Source organism: Intrasporangium sp. Soil_C_50 (assembly GCF_057656595.1).
In genome coordinates, this window is sequence record NZ_JBDGKB010000001.1 from 844,034 (window position 1) to 860,756 (window position 16,723).

16 protein-coding genes are annotated in these 16,723 nt (G+C 70.9%); 10 read left to right on the forward strand and 6 right to left on the reverse strand.

What is annotated here, in order from left to right; all coding sequences use genetic code 11:
• Nucleotides 1-65 precede the first annotated feature (65 nt).
• From AC3A5R_RS03900 to AC3A5R_RS03925, 6 genes are all read left to right on the forward strand, one after another.
• Nucleotides 66-1,058: an ABC transporter permease gene (locus AC3A5R_RS03900; protein ID WP_487619448.1), complete on the forward strand. Its 993-nt coding sequence runs from the start codon at nucleotides 66-68 to the stop codon at nucleotides 1,056-1,058.
• A gap of 55 nt (nucleotides 1,059-1,113) precedes the next feature.
• Nucleotides 1,114-2,883 carry an ABC transporter substrate-binding protein gene (locus AC3A5R_RS03905; RefSeq protein WP_487619449.1) on the forward strand — a complete coding sequence of 590 codons (1,770 nt, stop codon included), beginning with the start codon at nucleotides 1,114-1,116 and terminating at the stop codon, nucleotides 2,881-2,883.
• A 109-nt stretch (nucleotides 2,884-2,992) separates the two neighbouring features.
• Entirely contained in the window at nucleotides 2,993-4,006 is a 1,014-nt protein-coding gene (locus AC3A5R_RS03910) for an ABC transporter permease (RefSeq protein ID WP_487619450.1), read from the forward strand.
• On the forward strand, nucleotides 4,003-5,172 hold the full coding sequence (locus AC3A5R_RS03915; RefSeq protein WP_487619451.1) for an ABC transporter ATP-binding protein: 1,170 nt from the start codon (nucleotides 4,003-4,005) through the stop codon (nucleotides 5,170-5,172). The genes AC3A5R_RS03910 and AC3A5R_RS03915 overlap by 4 nt, the downstream gene beginning before the upstream one ends.
• 46 nt (nucleotides 5,173-5,218) lie before the next feature.
• Nucleotides 5,219-6,430, forward strand: a complete 1,212-nt coding sequence (locus AC3A5R_RS03920) for an ABC transporter ATP-binding protein (RefSeq protein WP_487619452.1) — start codon at nucleotides 5,219-5,221, stop codon at nucleotides 6,428-6,430.
• Between the two features lie 140 nt (nucleotides 6,431-6,570).
• Complete coding sequence (locus tag AC3A5R_RS03925; protein ID WP_487619453.1) at nucleotides 6,571-7,284, forward strand: DsbA family oxidoreductase; 714 nt, start codon at nucleotides 6,571-6,573, stop codon at nucleotides 7,282-7,284.
• 7 nt (nucleotides 7,285-7,291) lie between these two features.
• Here AC3A5R_RS03925 and AC3A5R_RS03930 read toward each other — a convergent pair whose 3' ends face one another.
• Entirely contained in the window at nucleotides 7,292-7,963 is a 672-nt protein-coding gene (locus AC3A5R_RS03930; RefSeq protein ID WP_487619454.1) for a winged helix-turn-helix transcriptional regulator, read from the reverse strand.
• 183 nt (nucleotides 7,964-8,146) lie between these two features.
• Here AC3A5R_RS03930 and AC3A5R_RS03935 point away from each other — a divergent pair, with 183 nt between their 5' ends.
• On the forward strand, nucleotides 8,147-8,995 hold the full coding sequence (locus AC3A5R_RS03935; protein ID WP_487619455.1) for a class I SAM-dependent methyltransferase: 849 nt from the start codon (nucleotides 8,147-8,149) through the stop codon (nucleotides 8,993-8,995).
• 50 nt (nucleotides 8,996-9,045) lie between these two features.
• On the opposite strand, the gene AC3A5R_RS03940 is transcribed toward AC3A5R_RS03935, so the two are convergent.
• From AC3A5R_RS03940 to AC3A5R_RS03955, 4 genes are all read right to left on the reverse strand, one after another.
• A complete protein-coding gene (locus tag AC3A5R_RS03940) occupies nucleotides 9,046-9,864 on the reverse strand; it encodes an ABC transporter permease (protein ID WP_487619456.1) in 819 nt (272 codons plus the stop codon).
• 9 nt (nucleotides 9,865-9,873) lie between these two features.
• The gene (locus AC3A5R_RS03945) at nucleotides 9,874-10,686 is read right to left on the reverse strand and encodes an ABC transporter permease (RefSeq protein ID WP_487619457.1); all 813 of its coding nucleotides are present in this window, start codon (nucleotides 10,684-10,686) and stop codon (nucleotides 9,874-9,876) included.
• A gap of 80 nt (nucleotides 10,687-10,766) precedes the next feature.
• Nucleotides 10,767-11,972 carry an ABC transporter substrate-binding protein gene (locus tag AC3A5R_RS03950; RefSeq protein WP_487620116.1) on the reverse strand — a complete coding sequence of 402 codons (1,206 nt, stop codon included), beginning with the start codon at nucleotides 11,970-11,972 and terminating at the stop codon, nucleotides 10,767-10,769.
• Between the two features lie 17 nt (nucleotides 11,973-11,989).
• Nucleotides 11,990-13,111: an ABC transporter ATP-binding protein gene (locus tag AC3A5R_RS03955; protein ID WP_487619458.1), complete on the reverse strand. Its 1,122-nt coding sequence runs from the start codon at nucleotides 13,109-13,111 to the stop codon at nucleotides 11,990-11,992.
• A gap of 100 nt (nucleotides 13,112-13,211) precedes the next feature.
• On the opposite strand from AC3A5R_RS03955, the gene AC3A5R_RS03960 reads away from it, so the two are divergent.
• The 3 genes from AC3A5R_RS03960 (at nucleotide 13,212) to AC3A5R_RS03970 (ending at nucleotide 16,087) form a co-directional block, all read left to right on the forward strand.
• Complete coding sequence (locus tag AC3A5R_RS03960) at nucleotides 13,212-13,988, forward strand: FadR/GntR family transcriptional regulator (RefSeq protein WP_487619459.1); 777 nt, start codon at nucleotides 13,212-13,214, stop codon at nucleotides 13,986-13,988.
• Entirely contained in the window at nucleotides 13,985-14,767 is a 783-nt protein-coding gene (locus AC3A5R_RS03965) for a cache domain-containing protein (protein WP_487619460.1), read from the forward strand. The genes AC3A5R_RS03960 and AC3A5R_RS03965 overlap by 4 nt, the downstream gene beginning before the upstream one ends.
• Before the next feature lie 327 nt (nucleotides 14,768-15,094).
• The gene (locus tag AC3A5R_RS03970; protein WP_487619461.1) at nucleotides 15,095-16,087 is read left to right on the forward strand and encodes an alpha/beta fold hydrolase; all 993 of its coding nucleotides are present in this window, start codon (nucleotides 15,095-15,097) and stop codon (nucleotides 16,085-16,087) included.
• Between the two features lie 171 nt (nucleotides 16,088-16,258).
• On the opposite strand, the gene AC3A5R_RS03975 is transcribed toward AC3A5R_RS03970, so the two are convergent.
• Nucleotides 16,259-16,618, reverse strand: a complete 360-nt coding sequence (locus tag AC3A5R_RS03975; RefSeq protein ID WP_487619462.1) for an ArsC/Spx/MgsR family protein — start codon at nucleotides 16,616-16,618, stop codon at nucleotides 16,259-16,261.
• Nucleotides 16,619-16,723: the final 105 nt, after the last annotated feature.

Sequence of the window (16,723 nt, forward strand, 5' to 3'; positions counted from 1 at the left end):
CGTCACAGAACGTCGGAGCTGGCACCGTGGCCGCCCGGCCCGAGTCGTACTGGAGGTGACGGCAGATGACCCTTCCCGTCGAGCTCGAACCAGGCGGAGCCTCGGCTCCACCGGAGGCAGTCCTCGAAGGCGGCGGTGCCATCGAGGGTCGGTCCCTCGGCCAGATCGCGTGGACCAGGCTCAAGCGCGACAAGGTCGCGCTGGCGGGTGGATTCTTCGTCATCTTCCTCATCGTCGTGGCGATCATCGCCCCGCTCATCGTCAAGGTCCTCGGGCACCCACCGAACGAGTTCCACCAGGATCTCGTCGACCCGAACCTGCAGGTCCCCACCGGGCCGTTCGGCGGGGTCTCGAAGGACTTCCTCTTCGGCGTCGAGCCGGTCAACGGGCGCGACCTGTTCAGCCGGATCCTCTACGGAGCGCAGATCTCGCTGCTGATCGCCTTCTTCGCGACCCTCGTCTCCGTCGTCATCGGCACGACGATGGGCCTGATCGCCGGCTACTTCGGCGGCGCCGTGGACAGCCTCATCAGCCGGCTCATGGACATCTTCCTGGCGTTCCCGCTGCTGCTCTTCGCCCTCGCCCTCGTCGGTGTCATCCCCGAGCAGGCCTTCGGCCTCAAGGGCGACTCGCTGCGCATCGCGGTCATCATCTTCATCATCGGCTTCTTCAACTGGCCGTACATCGGGCGCCTGGTCCGCGGGCAGACGCTCTCGCTCCGAGAGCGCGAGTTCATCGACGCCGCGCGGAGCCTCGGCGGTCGGACCCCGTACATCGTGACGCGTGAGCTACTGCCGAACCTCTTCGCGCCGATCCTCGTCTACGCCACCCTGCTCATCCCGACCAACATCCTGTTCGAGGCGGCCCTGTCGTACCTCGGCGTCGGCGTGCAGGCGCCCCGGGCCACGTGGGGCGGGATGCTGTCCGACGCCGCCACCTGGTACCAGATCGACCCCTGGTTCATGATTTCGCCGGGCATGGCCATCTTCGTGACGGTCCTGGCCTTCAACCTCTTCGGGGACGGTCTGCGTGACGCCCTCGATCCTCGGTCGCGGTGACCACTGCGACCGTAGGCACCACCCTAGAAAACAAGGGAGCGCAAAGCACATGAAGATGAAGCGCATCATGGCCCTCGCCGGTGCGGCGGCCTTGACGCTGGGGGTGACCGCCTGTGGAGGCGGCACCACCAGTTCCGGGAACGGCACTGGCGGAAGCGGAGGCGGTGGGGCCAAGGCCGCCCCCAACGCAGCCCTGTCCAGCGCCTACAACCCATCGACCACCAAGGGCGGCACCCTGCGCTTCGGCGTCGCCGCCATGTGGGACTCGGTCGACACCGGCGACACGTACTACGGCCAGTCGTGGAACTTCCTGCGCAACTACGCGCGCACCCTCGTCGCCTTCAAGTCGGCGCCTGGCGCCGAGGGCAACAAGCTCGCCCCCGACCTGGCGACGTCCCTGGGCAAGCCCAGCGACAACAACATGACGTGGACCTACACGCTGCGCGACGGACTGAAGTTCGAGGACGGCACGCCGATCACGAGCAAGGACGTCAAGTACGGGGTCGCGCGCTCGCTCGACAAGACGACGTTCCCGCAGGGGCCCTCGTACTTCAACTCCTTCCTCAAGGACGTCCCGAAGGACTACTCGGTCTACAAGGACAAGAACCTCGACGACCTCAAGTCGATCGAGACGCCGGATGACAAGACGATCGTCTTCCACCTGAACCAGCCGTTCTCCAGCTTCGACTACTTCGCGATGCTCCCCGCCACGGCACCGGTGCCGCAGGCCAAGGACACGGGCGCGAAGTACAAGGAGCACGTGATCTCCAGCGGTCCGTACAAGTTCGTGACGTACCAGGAGGGCAAGCTCATGGAGCTTGACCGCAACCCGAACTACGACCCGAAGACCGACCCCGACACCGGTCGCAAGGCCCTGCCGGACAAGATCACCGTCCAGATCGGCATCAACGCGGCCGACCTCGACAACCGCCTCATGTCGGGCGACCTCGACGTGGACCTCGACGGTGCCGGCGTGCAGGCCGCTGCGCAGGGCAAGATCCTCGCCGACCAGAGCCTCAAGGCGAACAGCGACAACCCGAACACGGCGCGCACCAACTACACGCAGATCAACACCGACGTGGCGCCGTTCGACAACATCGACTGCCGTAAGGCCGTCCTGCTCGCCTACGACAAGACCGGCTACCAGCGCGCCTACGGCGGCTCCATCGGTGGAACCATCGCCACGAGCCTGCTCCCCCCGGTCATCCCCGGTCACCAGGACACGGACCAGTACAACTTCGCCGCCAAGCCCCAGGGCGACCCGGTGGCCGCCAAGGCCGAGCTGGCCAAGTGCGGCAAGCCGAACGGCTTCGACACGATCGTCTCCTACCGCACCGAGCGGCCCAAGGAGAAGGCCGTCGCCGAGTCGCTGCAGCAGTCCCTGGCCAAGATCGGCGTCAACGTCACCCTCAAGGGCTTCCCGAAGGCTGACTACTTCAAGCTCTACGCCGGCAAGCCGGACTACGCCAAGGCCAACGGCCTCGGCCTCATGGTCATGAGCTGGGGTGCTGACTGGCCGGACGGCTTCGGCTTCCTCCAGCAGATCGTCGACAGCCGCGTCATCCGGGCGGCGGGCAACACCAACCTCGGCATCAAGCTCCCCGCGGTCGACAAGCTCATCGACCAGGCGCTGTCGGAGAACGACACGGCCAAGCGCGAGGCGATCTGGGGCCAGGTCGACAAGACCGTCATGGACAACGCGGTGATCCTGCCCGGTGTCTGGCCGAAGGTGCTGCTCTACCGGCCCCCGACGCTGACGAACGTGTACGTCAACGACGCGTTCAACATGTACGACTACGTCGGCATGGGCACCTCCAAGCAGTAAAAGCGGTTCCCGACCTCCCACCGCCCCATCCACCGAAGGAAGGTGAAGGCGTGGCCCCGGTGGCAGTCGACGATGACGTCGACTGCCACCGGCGGGGCCGCCGACCACAGTGCTCGCGTATCTCGCCAGACGCCTACTCAGCGCCATCGTCCTGCTGTTCATCGTGACGGCGGTCGTCTTCGCCATCTTCTTCCTGCTACCGCGCATCGGCGGCGCCAGCGCCGACGACCTCGCCTCGAGGTACGTCGGCAAGTCGGCCGGGGCGGCACAGATCCACGACACCGCCGTGCGCCTCGGCTTCACCGACCCGATCTGGGTCCAGTACGGCCGGTACGTCAAGGGCCTGGTCGCCGGGGCCGACTACGACTACGGCGCGGGGGTCGAGCACTGCCCCGCCCCGTGCCTCGGCTACTCGTTCCTCACCCAGAACCCGGTCCTGCCCGACCTGCTCGACCGCCTCCCCGTGACGTTGTCGCTGGCTGCCGGCGCGGCGTTCCTGTGGCTGCTCGGTGGGGTCGCCACCGGGGTGGTGTCGGCGCTGCGGCGCGGCACCTTCATCGACCGCGCGAGCATGACCGTGGCACTCGCCGGCGTGTCCCTGCCCATCTTCTTCACAGGTCTGCTGTCCCTGTCGATCTTCAGCTACGGCCTGGGCTGGACCGCCCCGGGAGGGTCCTACACGCCCTTGCAGCAGAACCCCTTCATGTGGGCCTACGACCTTCTGCTGCCGTGGATCACCTTGGCGTTCCTCTACGCCGCCGCCTATGCCCGGCTCACCCGCGCGGGCATGCTGGAGACGATGAACGAGGACTACATCCGCACCGCGCGGGCCAAGGGGCTCAAGGAGAACGACGTCGTCGTCCGACATGGTCTGCGCGCGGCGCTCACGCCCATCCTGACGATCTTCGGCCTCGACCTCGGCCTGCTCCTCGGTGGTGCCATCCTCACCGAGACGACCTTCACGCTTCCTGGTGTCGGCCAGTACGCCGTGCAGGCGATCGAGAACAACGACCTCCCGAAGGTCCTCGGGGTGACGATCCTGGGCGCCGTCTTCATCATCATCGCCAACCTCGTCGTGGACCTTCTCTACGCCGTCATCGACCCGAGAGTGCGAACAGCATGAGCGAGCCGAGCAAACGAACCACCGAAGCCGAGGCCGAGGCGCTGTCCGACGCGTCCGTCACGGTCGACCACTCCGGACGACGTCGGCGCAAGGGGGATGCCTCCCCGAACGCCCTCGACGGCATCGGCGGTCTCGGCGCCCCGGCGCCCGGCACCTTCCTGTCGGTGCGCGACCTGCGCGTGCACTTCCCCACCGACGACGGCCTCGTCAAGTCGGTCGACGGCCTGTCCTTCGACCTCGCCCGCGGCCAGACGCTCGGCATCGTCGGGGAGTCGGGCTCGGGCAAGAGCGTCACGAGCATGGCGATCATGGGCCTGCACAAGCCCGGCACGGTGCAGATGCGCGGCTCGATCCGCCTGGACGGCACCGAGCTCGTCGGCGCCAGCCGGGAGACCGTCCGGTCGCTGCGCGGCAAGCAGATGGCGATGATCTTCCAGGACCCGCTCTCGGCGATGCACCCGTTCTACACGGTCGGTCACCAGATCATCGAGGCGTACAAGATCCACAACAAGGTCAGCACGTCGGTGGCCAAGAAGCACGCCATCGACATGCTCGGCCGGGTCGGCATCCCCCAGCCTGCGAGCCGCGTCGACGACTACCCCCACCAGTTCTCCGGTGGCATGCGCCAGCGCGCCATGATCGCCATGGCGCTGTCGTGCGACCCCGACCTGCTCATCGCCGACGAGCCGACAACCGCCCTCGACGTCACGGTCCAGGCGCAGATCCTCGACCTCATCCGCGACCTGCAGGCGGAGTTCAACTCGGCGGTCGTCATCATCACCCACGACCTCGGCGTCGTCGCCGAGCTGTCCGACGACATCATGGTCATGTACGCCGGGCGCTCGGTCGAGTACGCGTCCTCGACCGAGGTGTTCGAGAACCCGCAGCACCCCTACACCTGGGGCCTGCTCGGTTCGATGCCGCGGCTGGACCGCGCGCGCACCGACCGCCTGCGCCCCATCGGCGGAGCCCCACCCAGCCTCATCAACGTGCCCTCGGGGTGCCCGTTCCACCCGCGCTGCGCGTACCGCACGCTCACCGGGGGTCGCAGCGAGAACGAGCGGCCCGCCTTCGAGGAGTCGCTGCCGCGGCAATGGGCGGCCTGCCACCTCTCGCTGGAGCAGCGCAGGTCCATCTGGGACGACGAGATCAGGCCGACGCTGTGACCGCCCCGACCGGCGCGTCCAGCGCCACGACCCGAGGAGCCGTAGCGTGACCGCCTCCCCCGCCACCGCACCCACGGCGGCCTCGCAGAAGCTCGAGCCGCTGCTGAAGGTCACCGACCTCACCAAGCACTTCCCGATCCGGCGCGGCCTGCTCCAGCGGGTCGTGGGCGCCGTGCAGGCCGTCGACGGCCTCACCTTCGAGGTCGCCAAGGGTGAGACGCTCTCGCTCGTCGGCGAGTCCGGCTGCGGCAAGACGACGACGGGGCGGATGCTGACGCGCCTGCTCGAGCCCACCAACGGTGAGATCCTCTTCGAGGGCCGCGACATCACGCACGCGTCGGTCGGCGAGATGCGCCCGCTGCGCCGCGACGTGCAGATGATCTTCCAGGACCCCTACGGCAGCCTCAACCCGCGGCACACGGTCGGCACGATCGTCGGCTCGCCGTTCCGTCTCCAGAACGTCAAGACCGAGCACGGCGTCAAGCGCGAGGTCCAGGGTCTGCTCGAGCTCGTCGGCCTGAGCCCGGAGCACTACAACCGCTACCCGCACGAGTTCTCCGGCGGCCAGCGCCAGCGCATCGGCATCGCCCGTTCGCTGGCCCTGAAGCCGAAGCTCATCGTCGCGGACGAGCCCGTCTCGGCGCTCGACGTGTCGATCCAGGCGCAGGTCATCAACCTCCTCGAGGACCTCCAGGACGAGCTCGACCTGACCTACGTCGTCATCGCGCACGACCTGTCGGTGGTGCGGCACATGAGCGACCGCGTCGCGGTCATGTACCTCGGCAACCTCGTCGAGATCGCCGACCGCGACGAGCTCTACTCCCGGCCGATGCATCCGTACACCACGGCGCTCATGTCGGCGGTGCCGATCCCCGACCCGACCCGCCGGGGTCGCAGCGAGCGGATCCGCCTCGAGGGCGACGTACCGAGCCCGATCAACCCGCCGCCGGCCTGCCGCTTCCACACCCGCTGCTGGAAGGCGCAGGAGGTCTGCAAGACGGAGACGCCGCCGCTCGTCGAGCTGCGGACAGGCCACGCCGTCGCCTGCCACTTCCCGGAGAACGTCGACCTGCCCGACCCCGCCCTGCGTCCCGGTGCGTCGTCGCCGCTGGAGGCGGCGGCCGCCGACCTCTCCCCGGCGGGCGAGGTACCGCACGACGACGCGTCCCGCGCCGCCCCCCGGGTCGTCCCGCGCGACGCGTCGGGTGGCACCTCGGGTGACACGTCGCCGGACGCGTCCGGGCCCGGCGGGGCCTGACCGCCCGGCTCGACCGATCGACAGGACAGCTCGTCCCCACGGTGGGACGAGCTGTTCTGTCGATTCCGCCGGGCGGGTGGACCGAGTGACGCGTGGCGGCACCCGGGAAGCAAACCGGGCGCGTCGTGGTTGGGCACGACATGAAGGTCGAGATCTGGTCGGACATCGCGTGCCCGTGGTGCTACATCGGCAAGCGCCGGTTCGAGAAGGCGCTCGCGGCGTTCCCGCACCGCGACGACGTCGAGGTGACGTGGCGCAGCTACCAGCTCGACCCCTCGCTCCCGGACCACCACGACGGCACCGAGCTCGACTACCTCGTCTCGCGCAAGGGGATGTCCCGCGAGCAGGTGCGGTCCATGTTCGACCAGGTCACGCAGATCGCGGCCGAGGAGGGACTGACCTACGACTTCGACCGCGTCGTCGTCGCGAACAGCCTGCCCGGCCACGAGCTGCTCCACCTCGCCAGGGCCCACGGCGTCGGTGATGCCGTCAAGGAGGCGCTCCTGTCGGCACACTTCGAGCACGGCGAGGACATCGGCGACCGCGCCGTCCTCGTGCGGGTCGGCACCGACGTGGGTCTGGCTGCCGACGACGTCGAGCGCGCCCTCGACGAGCACACCCACCTCGACGCCGTGCGCGCCGACGTCGCCGACGCGCAGCGGCTCGGGATCCGCGGCGTGCCGTTCTTCGTCCTCGACGGGAAGTACGGCGTCTCGGGCGCACAGCCGACCGAGATGTTCACGCAGGCTCTCGAGCAGGTGTGGCGGGAGACCAACCCGCTCGTCATGGTCGGTCCGACGGGCTCGACCGGCGGCGCCGACCCGTCGTGCGGTCCCGACGGCTGCGCCGTCTGAGGAGCGCTCAGGCCATGGCGGCGACGAAGGGCGCTACGGGCGACAGGCGCAGCAGCTCGTCGAGGTGCCGCGTCACGGTGGTCGGCCCCTCGACGAGCACCGACCCCGCGCGCAGCGCGACCGGCAGCGGCACCCGCCCGAGCCACACGGCGTAGAGCGAGGACACGTCCGAGCTGATCGTCACGTCGACCGGGAACCCCGGGTCGCTCATGCACACGGACGGGACCCCGTGGTCGACGAGGATCCAGAACCTGCGCGCGTCGTCGGCGAAGCGCAGGTGCAGCACGTGCCGCTCCCCCGGCAGGCCCGACGTGTCGAGCCGGGTGTGCATCCACCACACGAGCAGCTGGGCGTCGAGCTCCTCGGGCTCGGGGTCGCCGAACTGGTAGCGGGCACCCCACTCGGCGAGGCCGAAGACGAGCGGCTCGAGGGCCCGCCCGGCGCCGGTGAGCACGTAGTGCTGGCCGTGTCGTTCGACGACGCCGTGCTTCTCGAGGTGGCGCAGCCGCTTGGACAGCAGCGTCCGGGACAGGCCGGGCAGCCCGCGGGCGAGGTCGCTGAAGCGCGTCGCGCCGACGAGCATGTCGCGCACGATGAGCAGCGTCCACCGCTCTCCCACGACGTCGAGCGTCCGCGAGATCGGGCAGTACTGCCCCGCGCCTGGATCGTGAGTCCCCATGCAACACCTCCGTGCCACCTCCGGCCCGGCGCCTGGATCGTGCGGCCTGGGCCCCACCCAGTATCGGTCCCGGACGTGTACCGCGTCAGTCCATCTTCTGGACTGCCGCGAGGCAGGGTCGGCACCGGACAGTGGACGGCAGAGGGCCCGCACACCGCGGGCCCGGCACCGGAGGACACCAGCATGACGACCAGCACCACCACCACGATCCCGACCACACCCGACGCCGAGGACGCCGCCCTCAAGGCCCGTCACGCGACGATGTGGGGCCTCGGCGACTACGCCGCCGTCGCCCGTGACGTCATCCCGTCGCTCGGCGGCACCATCGTCGACGCCGCCGGCGTGAGCCGCGGCGACCGCGTCCTCGACGTGGCCGCCGGAACGGGCAACGCCACGCTGCCCGCCGCGCGGACCGGCGCCGCCGTCGTCGCCGCCGACCTCGCGCCCGCCCTCGTCGACGTCGGACGCCGCGTCACGTCCGACGCGGGCCTGGACGTCGAGTGGCACGTCGCCGACGCCGAGGCGCTGCCGTTCCCCGACGCGTCCTTCGACGTCGTGCTCTCGTGCGTCGGGGTCATGTTCGCCCCGCACCACGAACGCTCGGCCGCCGAGCTGGTCCGGGTCACTCGCCCGCAGGGGCGGATCGCCCTGCTGAGCTGGACCCCGTCGGGGTTCATCGGCCGGCTCTTCGGGGTCATGAAGCCGTTCGCGCCGCCGCCCCCTCCCGGGGCGCAGCCGGCACCGCTCTGGGGCGACGAGTCGCACGTGCGCGCGCTGCTCGGCGACGGCGTCACCGACATCGAGGCCACGCGGCAGCTGCTCGACGTCCGGTTCGACTCCCCCGAGGCGTTCCGCGACTTCTTCAAGACCGCCTACGGCCCGACGGTCGCCACCTACCGCTCCATCGCCGAGGACCCGGACCGGGTCGCCGCCCTCGACGCCGGGCTGGCCGACCTCGCCCGCGAGGCCACCGACGCCGGTGGCCTGATGCACTGGGAGTACCTGCTGCTCACCGCGAGGCGCGCCGGCTGAGGCCCGCGTCACCGAACACCGGTCACCGCCGGGAGCCGCCTCGGCCCTGCTCAGAGGCGGCTCTCGGTGGCGTCCGTGCCACCGAGGCGCTGGGCCAGCCACACCGGCAGGATCGACAGCACGACGAGCACGACGGCGATGACGTTGACGACCGGTGCCTGGTTGGGCCGGAAGAGGTTGTTGAAGATCCAGATCGGCAGGGTCGGGCTCTCCGGCCCGGCCGTGAAGGTCGTGACGACGATCTCGTCGAAGGACAGCCCGAAGGCCAGGAGGGCGCCGGCGACGAGGCTCGAGCGCAGCAGCGGGAACGTGACGCGTCGGAACGTCGTGAGCGGCCGCGCCCCGAGGTCGGCCGAGGCCTGCTCGAGCGAGCCGCCGAGCCGCCTCAGCCGCGCAGTGACGTTGTTGAAGACGAGGACGATGCAGAACGTCGCGTGGCCGACGATGATCGTGAACAGTCCGGCGCCGATGCCGAACACCGGCGTCAGGATGTTCTGGATGACCGACTGCAGCGCGATGCCGGTGACGATGCCCGGCAGCGCGATCGGCAGCACGACGAGGACCGAGATGGAGTGCTTGCCGAAGAAGTCGTAGCGGGACAGTGCGAGCGCCAGCAGGGTGCCGAGCACGAGCGCGATCGCCGTCGCGCCGAGGCCGGCCTTGACCGAGGTGACGAGCGCGTCGCGCGGACCCTCGGCGCGCAGCGCCGCGCTCCACCACTGCGTCGTGAACCCGGGCGGTGGCCACCCGAAGGTGCGGTCGCTGTTGAACGAGTTGATGCCGATGACGACGAGCGGCACGTAGACGAAGGCGAGCACGAGGGTCGCGAAGACGCCGAGGGCGATGCGGGTGGCGCGGGTGAGTCTCACGGCGGCTCCTCAGAGGTTCTCGAGCGCGCCGGTGCGCCGCACCGCGAGCAGGTAGACGACCATGATGAGCACCGACACCGTGCCGAGCGCCGCCGCGAACGGCAGGTCGAGGGTGATGTTCTGCAGCACCGTGGTGCCGAGCACCTGCAGCTTGCCGCCCACGATCTGCACCGCGATGTAGTCGCCGAGGCTGAGCGAGAACGTGAAGACCGAGCCCGCCGCGATCGCCGGCCGCAGCGACGGGACGACGACGCGTCGGAACGTCGCTCCCGGGCGCCCGCCGAGGTCGGCGCTGGCTTCGAGGTGACTCTCGGGCAGCCGCTCGAAGGCGGCGTAGACCGGCAGGATCATGTACGGCAGCCAGAGGTAGGTCAGCGTCAGGACGACGGCCGCCAAGCCGTAGCCGGGTGTGGCGCCGAACGCGCTGTCGACCACCCCGCCCGGCTGCAGCATCGTGCGCCACGCGTAGGCCTTGACGAGGTAGCTGGCCCAGAGCGGCACGAGGATGGCCGCGAGGAGCAGCGCCCGCAGCCGTCGTGGAGCCACCCGCGCCATGAAGAACGCGAACGGCACGGCGATGAGCACGCAGAGAACCGTGACGAGCACGGCGATGAGCAGGGTGCGCCCGATGATCCCGAGATAGGTCGGGGTGAGCAGCTCGCGGTAGTTCTCGAGCGTGAAGGTGCGCACCACGAGGTTGGTGAACGGGTCGGTCGTCCAGAACGCCGTCGCGAAGATCACCGCGAGCGCCCCGAGGTAGGCGACGACGAGCCAGAGCATGGGTGGCGTGAGCAGCGCCACGAGCGCCCTGCGTGATCTCATCGTCGCCTCCTCGGTGGTCGGTCTTCGGTGGTCGGTCTTCGGTGGTCGGTGGTCAGCGGTCGGTGACCGGGTCGTGCGGGTCAGCTGTTGCGGATCTCGGTCCAGGCCTTGGACCACGTCGCGTAGTCGGTGCACTTGACGTCGGTACGCCCGTCGAGGCACGTGGCGATCGGCGTCGTCCAGTAGTGGACCTTGCTGAAGTACGCCTCGTCCTCGGCGTGGAAGGTCGTGCAGTGGTTCTTGTCGACCGTCTCGGCGCACGCCTTGCGGTTGCCGGGGGCCTCGCCGAAGTACTCGGCGATCTGGGCGTTGACCTTCGGCGAGACGAGGTGGTCGATGAGCTTGTAGGCGCACGTCTTGTGCTGCGACTTCGCCCCGACCATCCAGGTGTCCGACCAGCCGGTCGCACCCTCCTTGGGCAGGAACGCCTCGACCGGCGCCTTCTCGCCCTTGGCCAGGTTGGCGATGACCTGCCACGTCGTGCCGACGGTCGACGTGCCGTTCTTGAAGGCCTGGATCTCCTTGAGGTAGTCGCTCCAGTACTCGCCGATGTTCGCCTTCTGCGCCTTGAGCAGGTCGACGGCCGCGGCGAGCTGGGTCTCGTCGAGGGCGTAGGGGTCCTTGATCTTGAGGTCCGGCTTGGTCGCCATGAGGTAGAGCGCGGCGTCGGCGATGTAGATCGGCGAGTCGTACGCGGTGACCTTGCCCTTCTGCGCCCCGGCCTGGTCGAAGACGGCCGACCACGAGTCGGGGGCCGGCTTGACGAGGTCGGTGCGGTACATGAGCAGGTTGGCCCCGCGGCCGTGCGGGATGCCGTAGGCCACCCCGTTGACCGAGTTCCACGGCTTCATCTTCAGCGCGTCGAAGATGTCCGGGTAGTTGGTGATGAGCGAGGTGTTGACCGGCTCGACGTCGCCGGCCGCGATGAGCCGCAGCGTGGCGTCGCCCGAGGCGGACACGACGTCGTACTGGCCGGTGCGCATCAGCTGCACGGCCTCGTCGGAGGTGCCGAAGGTCTTGATGTTGACCTTGCAGCCGGACGACTTCTCGAAGTCGGTGACCCAGTCGACCTTGGGGTCGTTGCTGCCGTCCTCGACGTAGCCGGGCCAGGCGAGGACGTTGACCTCGCCCTCCGGGGTCCCGAGCTTGTCGAGGGCCTTGAGCGCCGGCACCTGCATGCCCCCCGGGGCCGCGCTGCTGCCGCCGCCACCGCCTCCGGTCGAGCCGCAGCCGGCGAGGGCGAGCGCGGCCACGGCCGCGACGACGGTGAGCGACTTGTGTGACATACGCACGCCGTTCTCCTTCATGAGTCGGTCCTTGTCGATCCGGGCCCCGAGGGGCCGGACGCGGCGGCCGCGGGCACGGCCGCCGGGGTGCTGGGGACGTCGATGACGTGCGCGGGATCCCAGCGAAGCGTGACGCGGTCCCCACGCCGCGGCGCCGACGGGGCACGGGCCCCGCTGTTCTGCTCGAGGGCGGTGAGGCGACCCCCGGCGTCGAGGGCGACGACGTACCGGGTGACCGGTCCGCCGTAGACGACCTCCTCGAGCGTGCCGGCCGCCTCGGGGCCGCCGTCGGAGCGCCCCGCGCCCACCTCGGGCACGACGACGAGCTTCTCCGGGCGGATGGCGAACGAGCCGTCGCGGCGGATGACGGACCGCGCCGCCTCCCCGGTGAGCAGGTTGGAGGTGCCGACGAAGCCCGCGACGAACGCCGTGCGGGGGCTCTCGTACACCTCGTGGGCGGTGCCGACCTGCTCGATGCGTCCCGCGTTGAAGACCGCGACCCGGTCCGAGAGCGTCAGCGCCTCCTCCTGGTCGTGGGTGACGAAGAGGAAGGTGATGCCGACGTCGCGCTGGATGGCCTTGAGCTCGACCTGCATCTGCTCGCGCAGCTTGAGGTCGAGGGCCCCCAAGGGCTCGTCGAGCAGGAGCACCTTGGGCCTGTTGACGAGGGCGCGGGCCAGGGCGACGCGCTGGCGCTGACCGCCGGAGAGCTGGCCCGGGCGCCGGGCGCCGTGGTCGCCGAGCCGGACCTGCTCGAGCGCCTCGGCCACCCGCGCGCGCCGCTCGGCGCGGGCGACCTTCTTGACGACGAGGCCGTACCCGACGTTCTCGGCGACGCTCATGTGCGGGAAGAGCGCATAGTCCTGGAACACGGTGTTGACGTCGCGGTCGTAGGGCTGGCGACGGGTCACGTCGGCGCCGGCGAGCTCGACGGTGCCGGACGTCGGCTCCTCGAACCCGGCGATCATGCGCAGCACCGTGGTCTTGCCCGACCCGGACGGGCCGAGCATGGAGAAGAACTCGCCCTGGGCGATCTCGAGGTCGATGTCGTCCACGGCGACGACGGGCGGGGTGCCCGTGAACTCCTTGCGCAGCCGGACGAGCCGGATGGCGGGCGTGGAGCCGGTCGGGGCCTGCATGGCACTCCCTCGATCTAGGGTGTGTTGTCTCGGCGGAAAACATATGGCTCCATATGTTTAGCCGCAACCGGTATGACCAAACCGTTAGGAGGACGTCGCCATGGCGGACCGGTCACTGCCGCTCGGCCCCTACGCCGCGGTCTTCGCGCCACTGCCCGCGGAGGGCCGCGCCGACGCCGTGCGACGCCGGCTCGGCGAGGCGATCGCCCTCGGGCTGCTGCCCGACGGGAGCATGCTGCCGCCGGAGAGCGACCTGGCCGAGCGCTTCGGGGTCGCCACGGTGACGGTCCGCGAGGCCCTCGGCACGCTGCGCGACGACGACCTCATCGTCACCCGGCGCGGCCGCGGCGGCGGTTCCTTCGTCAGGGCCCCTCAGGACGGCGGGCGGGCGGCCCTGCTCGCGCGCCTGTCGCACACCGGCCTCGGCGAGCTGCGCGACCTCGCCGACCACTACGGAGCGATCAGCGGCCACTGCGCGGTGCTCGCCGCCCGGCGCGCCGACCCCGACGACCTCGCCCGCCTGGCGCGTCTGGCGGCACAGCGCCCTGGCCTCGAGGCCCCGAGCGAGGCGGCCCGCCACGAGGGCACCTTCCACCTCGAGCTCGCGGCGGCGGCACAGTCGGCACGCCTGACCCGGGAGGAGATGGCCCTCCAGCGCGAGATCGGGCCGGTCCTCTGGCTGGCCGACCTCGAGGAGGGCGGCGTCGGCCTGTCCGTCCAGCAGGAGCAGTCCGCGCACCGGCACGAGGCCATCGTCGCGGCGGTGGCCTCGGGCGATCCGGACGCGGCCCGGCGCGAGGCGGAGGATCATGTGACGGAGCTGTTCGAGGCGGTCAAGACCCTGCACCGCCGGATGCGCACGAGGAGGCCGCGATGAGCACGACAGCGCCGACCCCAGCGCCGACCCCCGCACCGACCCCCGCGGCGGACGCCGCCGACGTCGCCGCCTGGGTGTCGGCCTTCGGCACCGACCTCTTCGGGCGCCTCGACGACCTCGGCGCACTGACCGCGTCGCAGCTCGACGCCGCGGCCGTGCCGAGGAGGGCCGACCTCCATCTCGAGGCGTGGTGCCGCCGGCTGCTCACCGAGCCGGGCACCCCGGTGGCCGGCGCCGGGGCGGTGTTCGCGCCCGGCGTCCTGGCCGACGCGCCGTACTGGCTCGAGTGGTGGACCGCCGAGCAGTCGTCCGGCGGCCCGGTCGTCGGCAAGCTCGCGGCCGAGACCGACCCGCGGGCCGTCGGCTTCCGCGACTACACCGAGCTGCCCTGGTACGCCAGGCCGCTGACGACCGGCCAACGGCACGTGACCGGGCCGTACGTCGACTACCTCTGCACGGACCAGTACACGCTGACGTTCACCCAGCCCCTGTTGCTCGGGGGCCGCTTCGCCGGCGTCGTCGGCGCCGACGTCCTGGTGGCCTGGTTCGAGGAGCAGCTGCTCGACGTCCTCGACGACGTCGAGGACACCTGCCTGCTCGTCAACGCGGCGGGACGCGTCGTCACCTCCTCGGACGCCGCGTGGGTCACCGGCGACCTCGTGCGCGACCTGCCGCTCGCGGCCTGGCTCGACCCGACGGGTCCCGACGTCACCGGCCCCGGCGGGTGGACCGCCCTGCGGTGCGCGGGCCTGCCGTTCCTCGTCGTCAGCCCCGGCTGACCACGGCCCGGCCCTTGGACATGACGAGGCGCCACTCGCTCGGGGGTTCGAGTGGCGCCTCGTTCACCCACACCATCGCTCGGGTGGAGCGGGCCGTTACAGGACCGGACGCCCTTTCTCCCGGTGTTCCGGCGACAGCGCCCCACCGGCACCGCAGGCCACAGGGGTCCCACGCACCCCGCCGTCGAGGCTGCCGCGTCGCGAGTCCGCAGGCGTCCGTGACCGTTCTGTGAAGCCGGACTCAAAGCCCCCGCGCCGGGTCCGCGCTCGACCTACCCTGAGTAGGAGGGGGAGGCGGCGCAGCGAGCGCCTCCGGAGGAGATCGACGTGAGCACGTCCGAGCCGATGACGGTGACCCTGCACGGGCACGCGCTCTCCTACGTCGACGCCGGTGCCGGCGAGACGATCCTCTTCGTCCACGGCCTGCTCGGCTCGCACCGCTACTGGGGCCACCTCGTCGACACCCTCGCCGACTCCTTCCGCGTCGTCGTGCCCGACCTCTTCGGCCACGGTGCGTCGGCCAAGCACATCGGCGACTACTCCGTCGCGGCCCACGCGGCCACCCTGCGCGACCTCATCGACCGGCTCGGCATCGACCGGGTGACCATCGTCGGGCACTCGCTCGGCGGCGGCATCGCCCTCGAGTTCTGCTACCTCTTCCCGGACCGCGTCGACCGACTCGTCCTCGTCGGCAGCGGGGGCCTCGGGCGGCAGGTCAACCCCGTCCTGCGCTCGGCCACCCTGCCCGGCGCGGAGTGGGTGCTGCCCGTCATCGCCTCCCCGTGGGTCCGCGGTGGCGCGGCCGCGGTGGGGCGGGTGCTGTCGCTGGCCGGTTGGCGCGCGAGCCACGACATGCGGGCCGCCTGGGAGGGGTTCACCTCGCTCGGTGACGCCGACAGCCGGCGCGCCTTCCTCGCCACGACACGCGCCGTCATGGACCCGGGCGGCCAGCGCGTCAGCGCCACCGACTACCTGCCCGACCTCGTCGACCTGCCGGTCCTGGTCGTGTGGGGCACCCGCGACTTCATCATCCCGCCGGCGCACGCGGCCCTGGCCCGGGAGGCCATCCCGGGCTGCCGCATCGAGCTGTTCGAGGGCGCCGGGCACTTTCCGCACCTCGACGAGCCGCAGCGGTTCGCCGACGCGCTGCGAGCGTTCATGCGCGAGCCGGGTCGCACCGGGGGCACCGGGGGCACCGGGGGCACGCGAGGCACCGATGCGTCGGGGCACCCCGGCGACACCGTGGCGGACGCGTCGGGGCTGGGTCCGCTGGACGAGGCGTCGGGGGTCTCCGGGCTCGGCGAGCAGCAGGCCGGCTGACGCTCCGGGCGGTCGGCGCGTCTCCGCTCGGTGACCGCCGGACGTGCGAAGAGGCGCCTCCCGCTCGGGGGTCCGGGAGGCGCCTCTTTCAGCCGTTCCATCGGCATGACCACCGGCCGCGTTACACGTCCCGGCGGGAAGCGTCGGGCCGGGTGGACGGACCCGGTGCGGTCACTCGGCGAGGAAGGCCGCGACGCGCTCCTTGGGCCGGCCGATGATGGCGCGCTCACCCTTGACGAGGACGGGGCGCTGGAGCAGCCGGGGGTGCCGCACGAGCACGTCGACGACCTGCTCGCGGGTCGCGACGTCCGCGTCGGTGAGGCCGAGCTCGGCGAAGTGGGGGTCACGGCGCACGAGGTCGGTCGGGGCGTCCTCCAGCTTGTCGAGGAGGTCCTCGAGCGCGGCGGCGTCGAGCGGGTGGCGCAGGTAGTCGACGACCTCGGCCTGCGCGTGTGCCTCGTCGAGGCGCTCCATGGCCGACCGGGAGGTCGAGCAGCGGTTGTTGTGCAGGATCGTCACGTCGTCGCTCATGCGCCGAACCCTAGCGACGGCCGCCGTGCCCTGCTCGAGGCGTCACCGCCGACGGATCATCCCGCCGACGCGTCGGGTCACCCGGTGCATGGTCCGGGTGACCCG

Bases quoted from the DNA above. Each gene is read 5' to 3' on its own strand.
- AC3A5R_RS03900 (WP_487619448.1), top strand. From the start codon at position 66: ATGACCCTTCCCGTCGAGCTCGAACCAGGCGGAGCCTCGGCTCCACCG.
- AC3A5R_RS03905 (WP_487619449.1), top strand. From the start codon at position 1,114: ATGAAGCGCATCATGGCCCTCGCCGGTGCGGCGGCCTTGACGCTGGGG.
- AC3A5R_RS03915 (WP_487619451.1), top strand. From the start codon at position 4,003: ATGAGCGAGCCGAGCAAACGAACCACCGAAGCCGAGGCCGAGGCGCTG.
- AC3A5R_RS03925 (WP_487619453.1), top strand. From the start codon at position 6,571: ATGAAGGTCGAGATCTGGTCGGACATCGCGTGCCCGTGGTGCTACATC.
- AC3A5R_RS03930 (WP_487619454.1), bottom strand. From the start codon at position 7,963: ATGGGGACTCACGATCCAGGCGCGGGGCAGTACTGCCCGATCTCGCGG.
- AC3A5R_RS03935 (WP_487619455.1), top strand. From the start codon at position 8,147: ATGACGACCAGCACCACCACCACGATCCCGACCACACCCGACGCCGAG.
- AC3A5R_RS03945 (WP_487619457.1), bottom strand. From the start codon at position 10,686: ATGAGATCACGCAGGGCGCTCGTGGCGCTGCTCACGCCACCCATGCTC.
- AC3A5R_RS03950 (WP_487620116.1), bottom strand. From the start codon at position 11,972: ATGTCACACAAGTCGCTCACCGTCGTCGCGGCCGTGGCCGCGCTCGCC.
- AC3A5R_RS03955 (WP_487619458.1), bottom strand. From the start codon at position 13,111: ATGCAGGCCCCGACCGGCTCCACGCCCGCCATCCGGCTCGTCCGGCTG.
- AC3A5R_RS03960 (WP_487619459.1), top strand. From the start codon at position 13,212: ATGGCGGACCGGTCACTGCCGCTCGGCCCCTACGCCGCGGTCTTCGCG.
- AC3A5R_RS03965 (WP_487619460.1), top strand. From the start codon at position 13,985: ATGAGCACGACAGCGCCGACCCCAGCGCCGACCCCCGCACCGACCCCC.
- AC3A5R_RS03975 (WP_487619462.1), bottom strand. From the start codon at position 16,618: ATGAGCGACGACGTGACGATCCTGCACAACAACCGCTGCTCGACCTCC.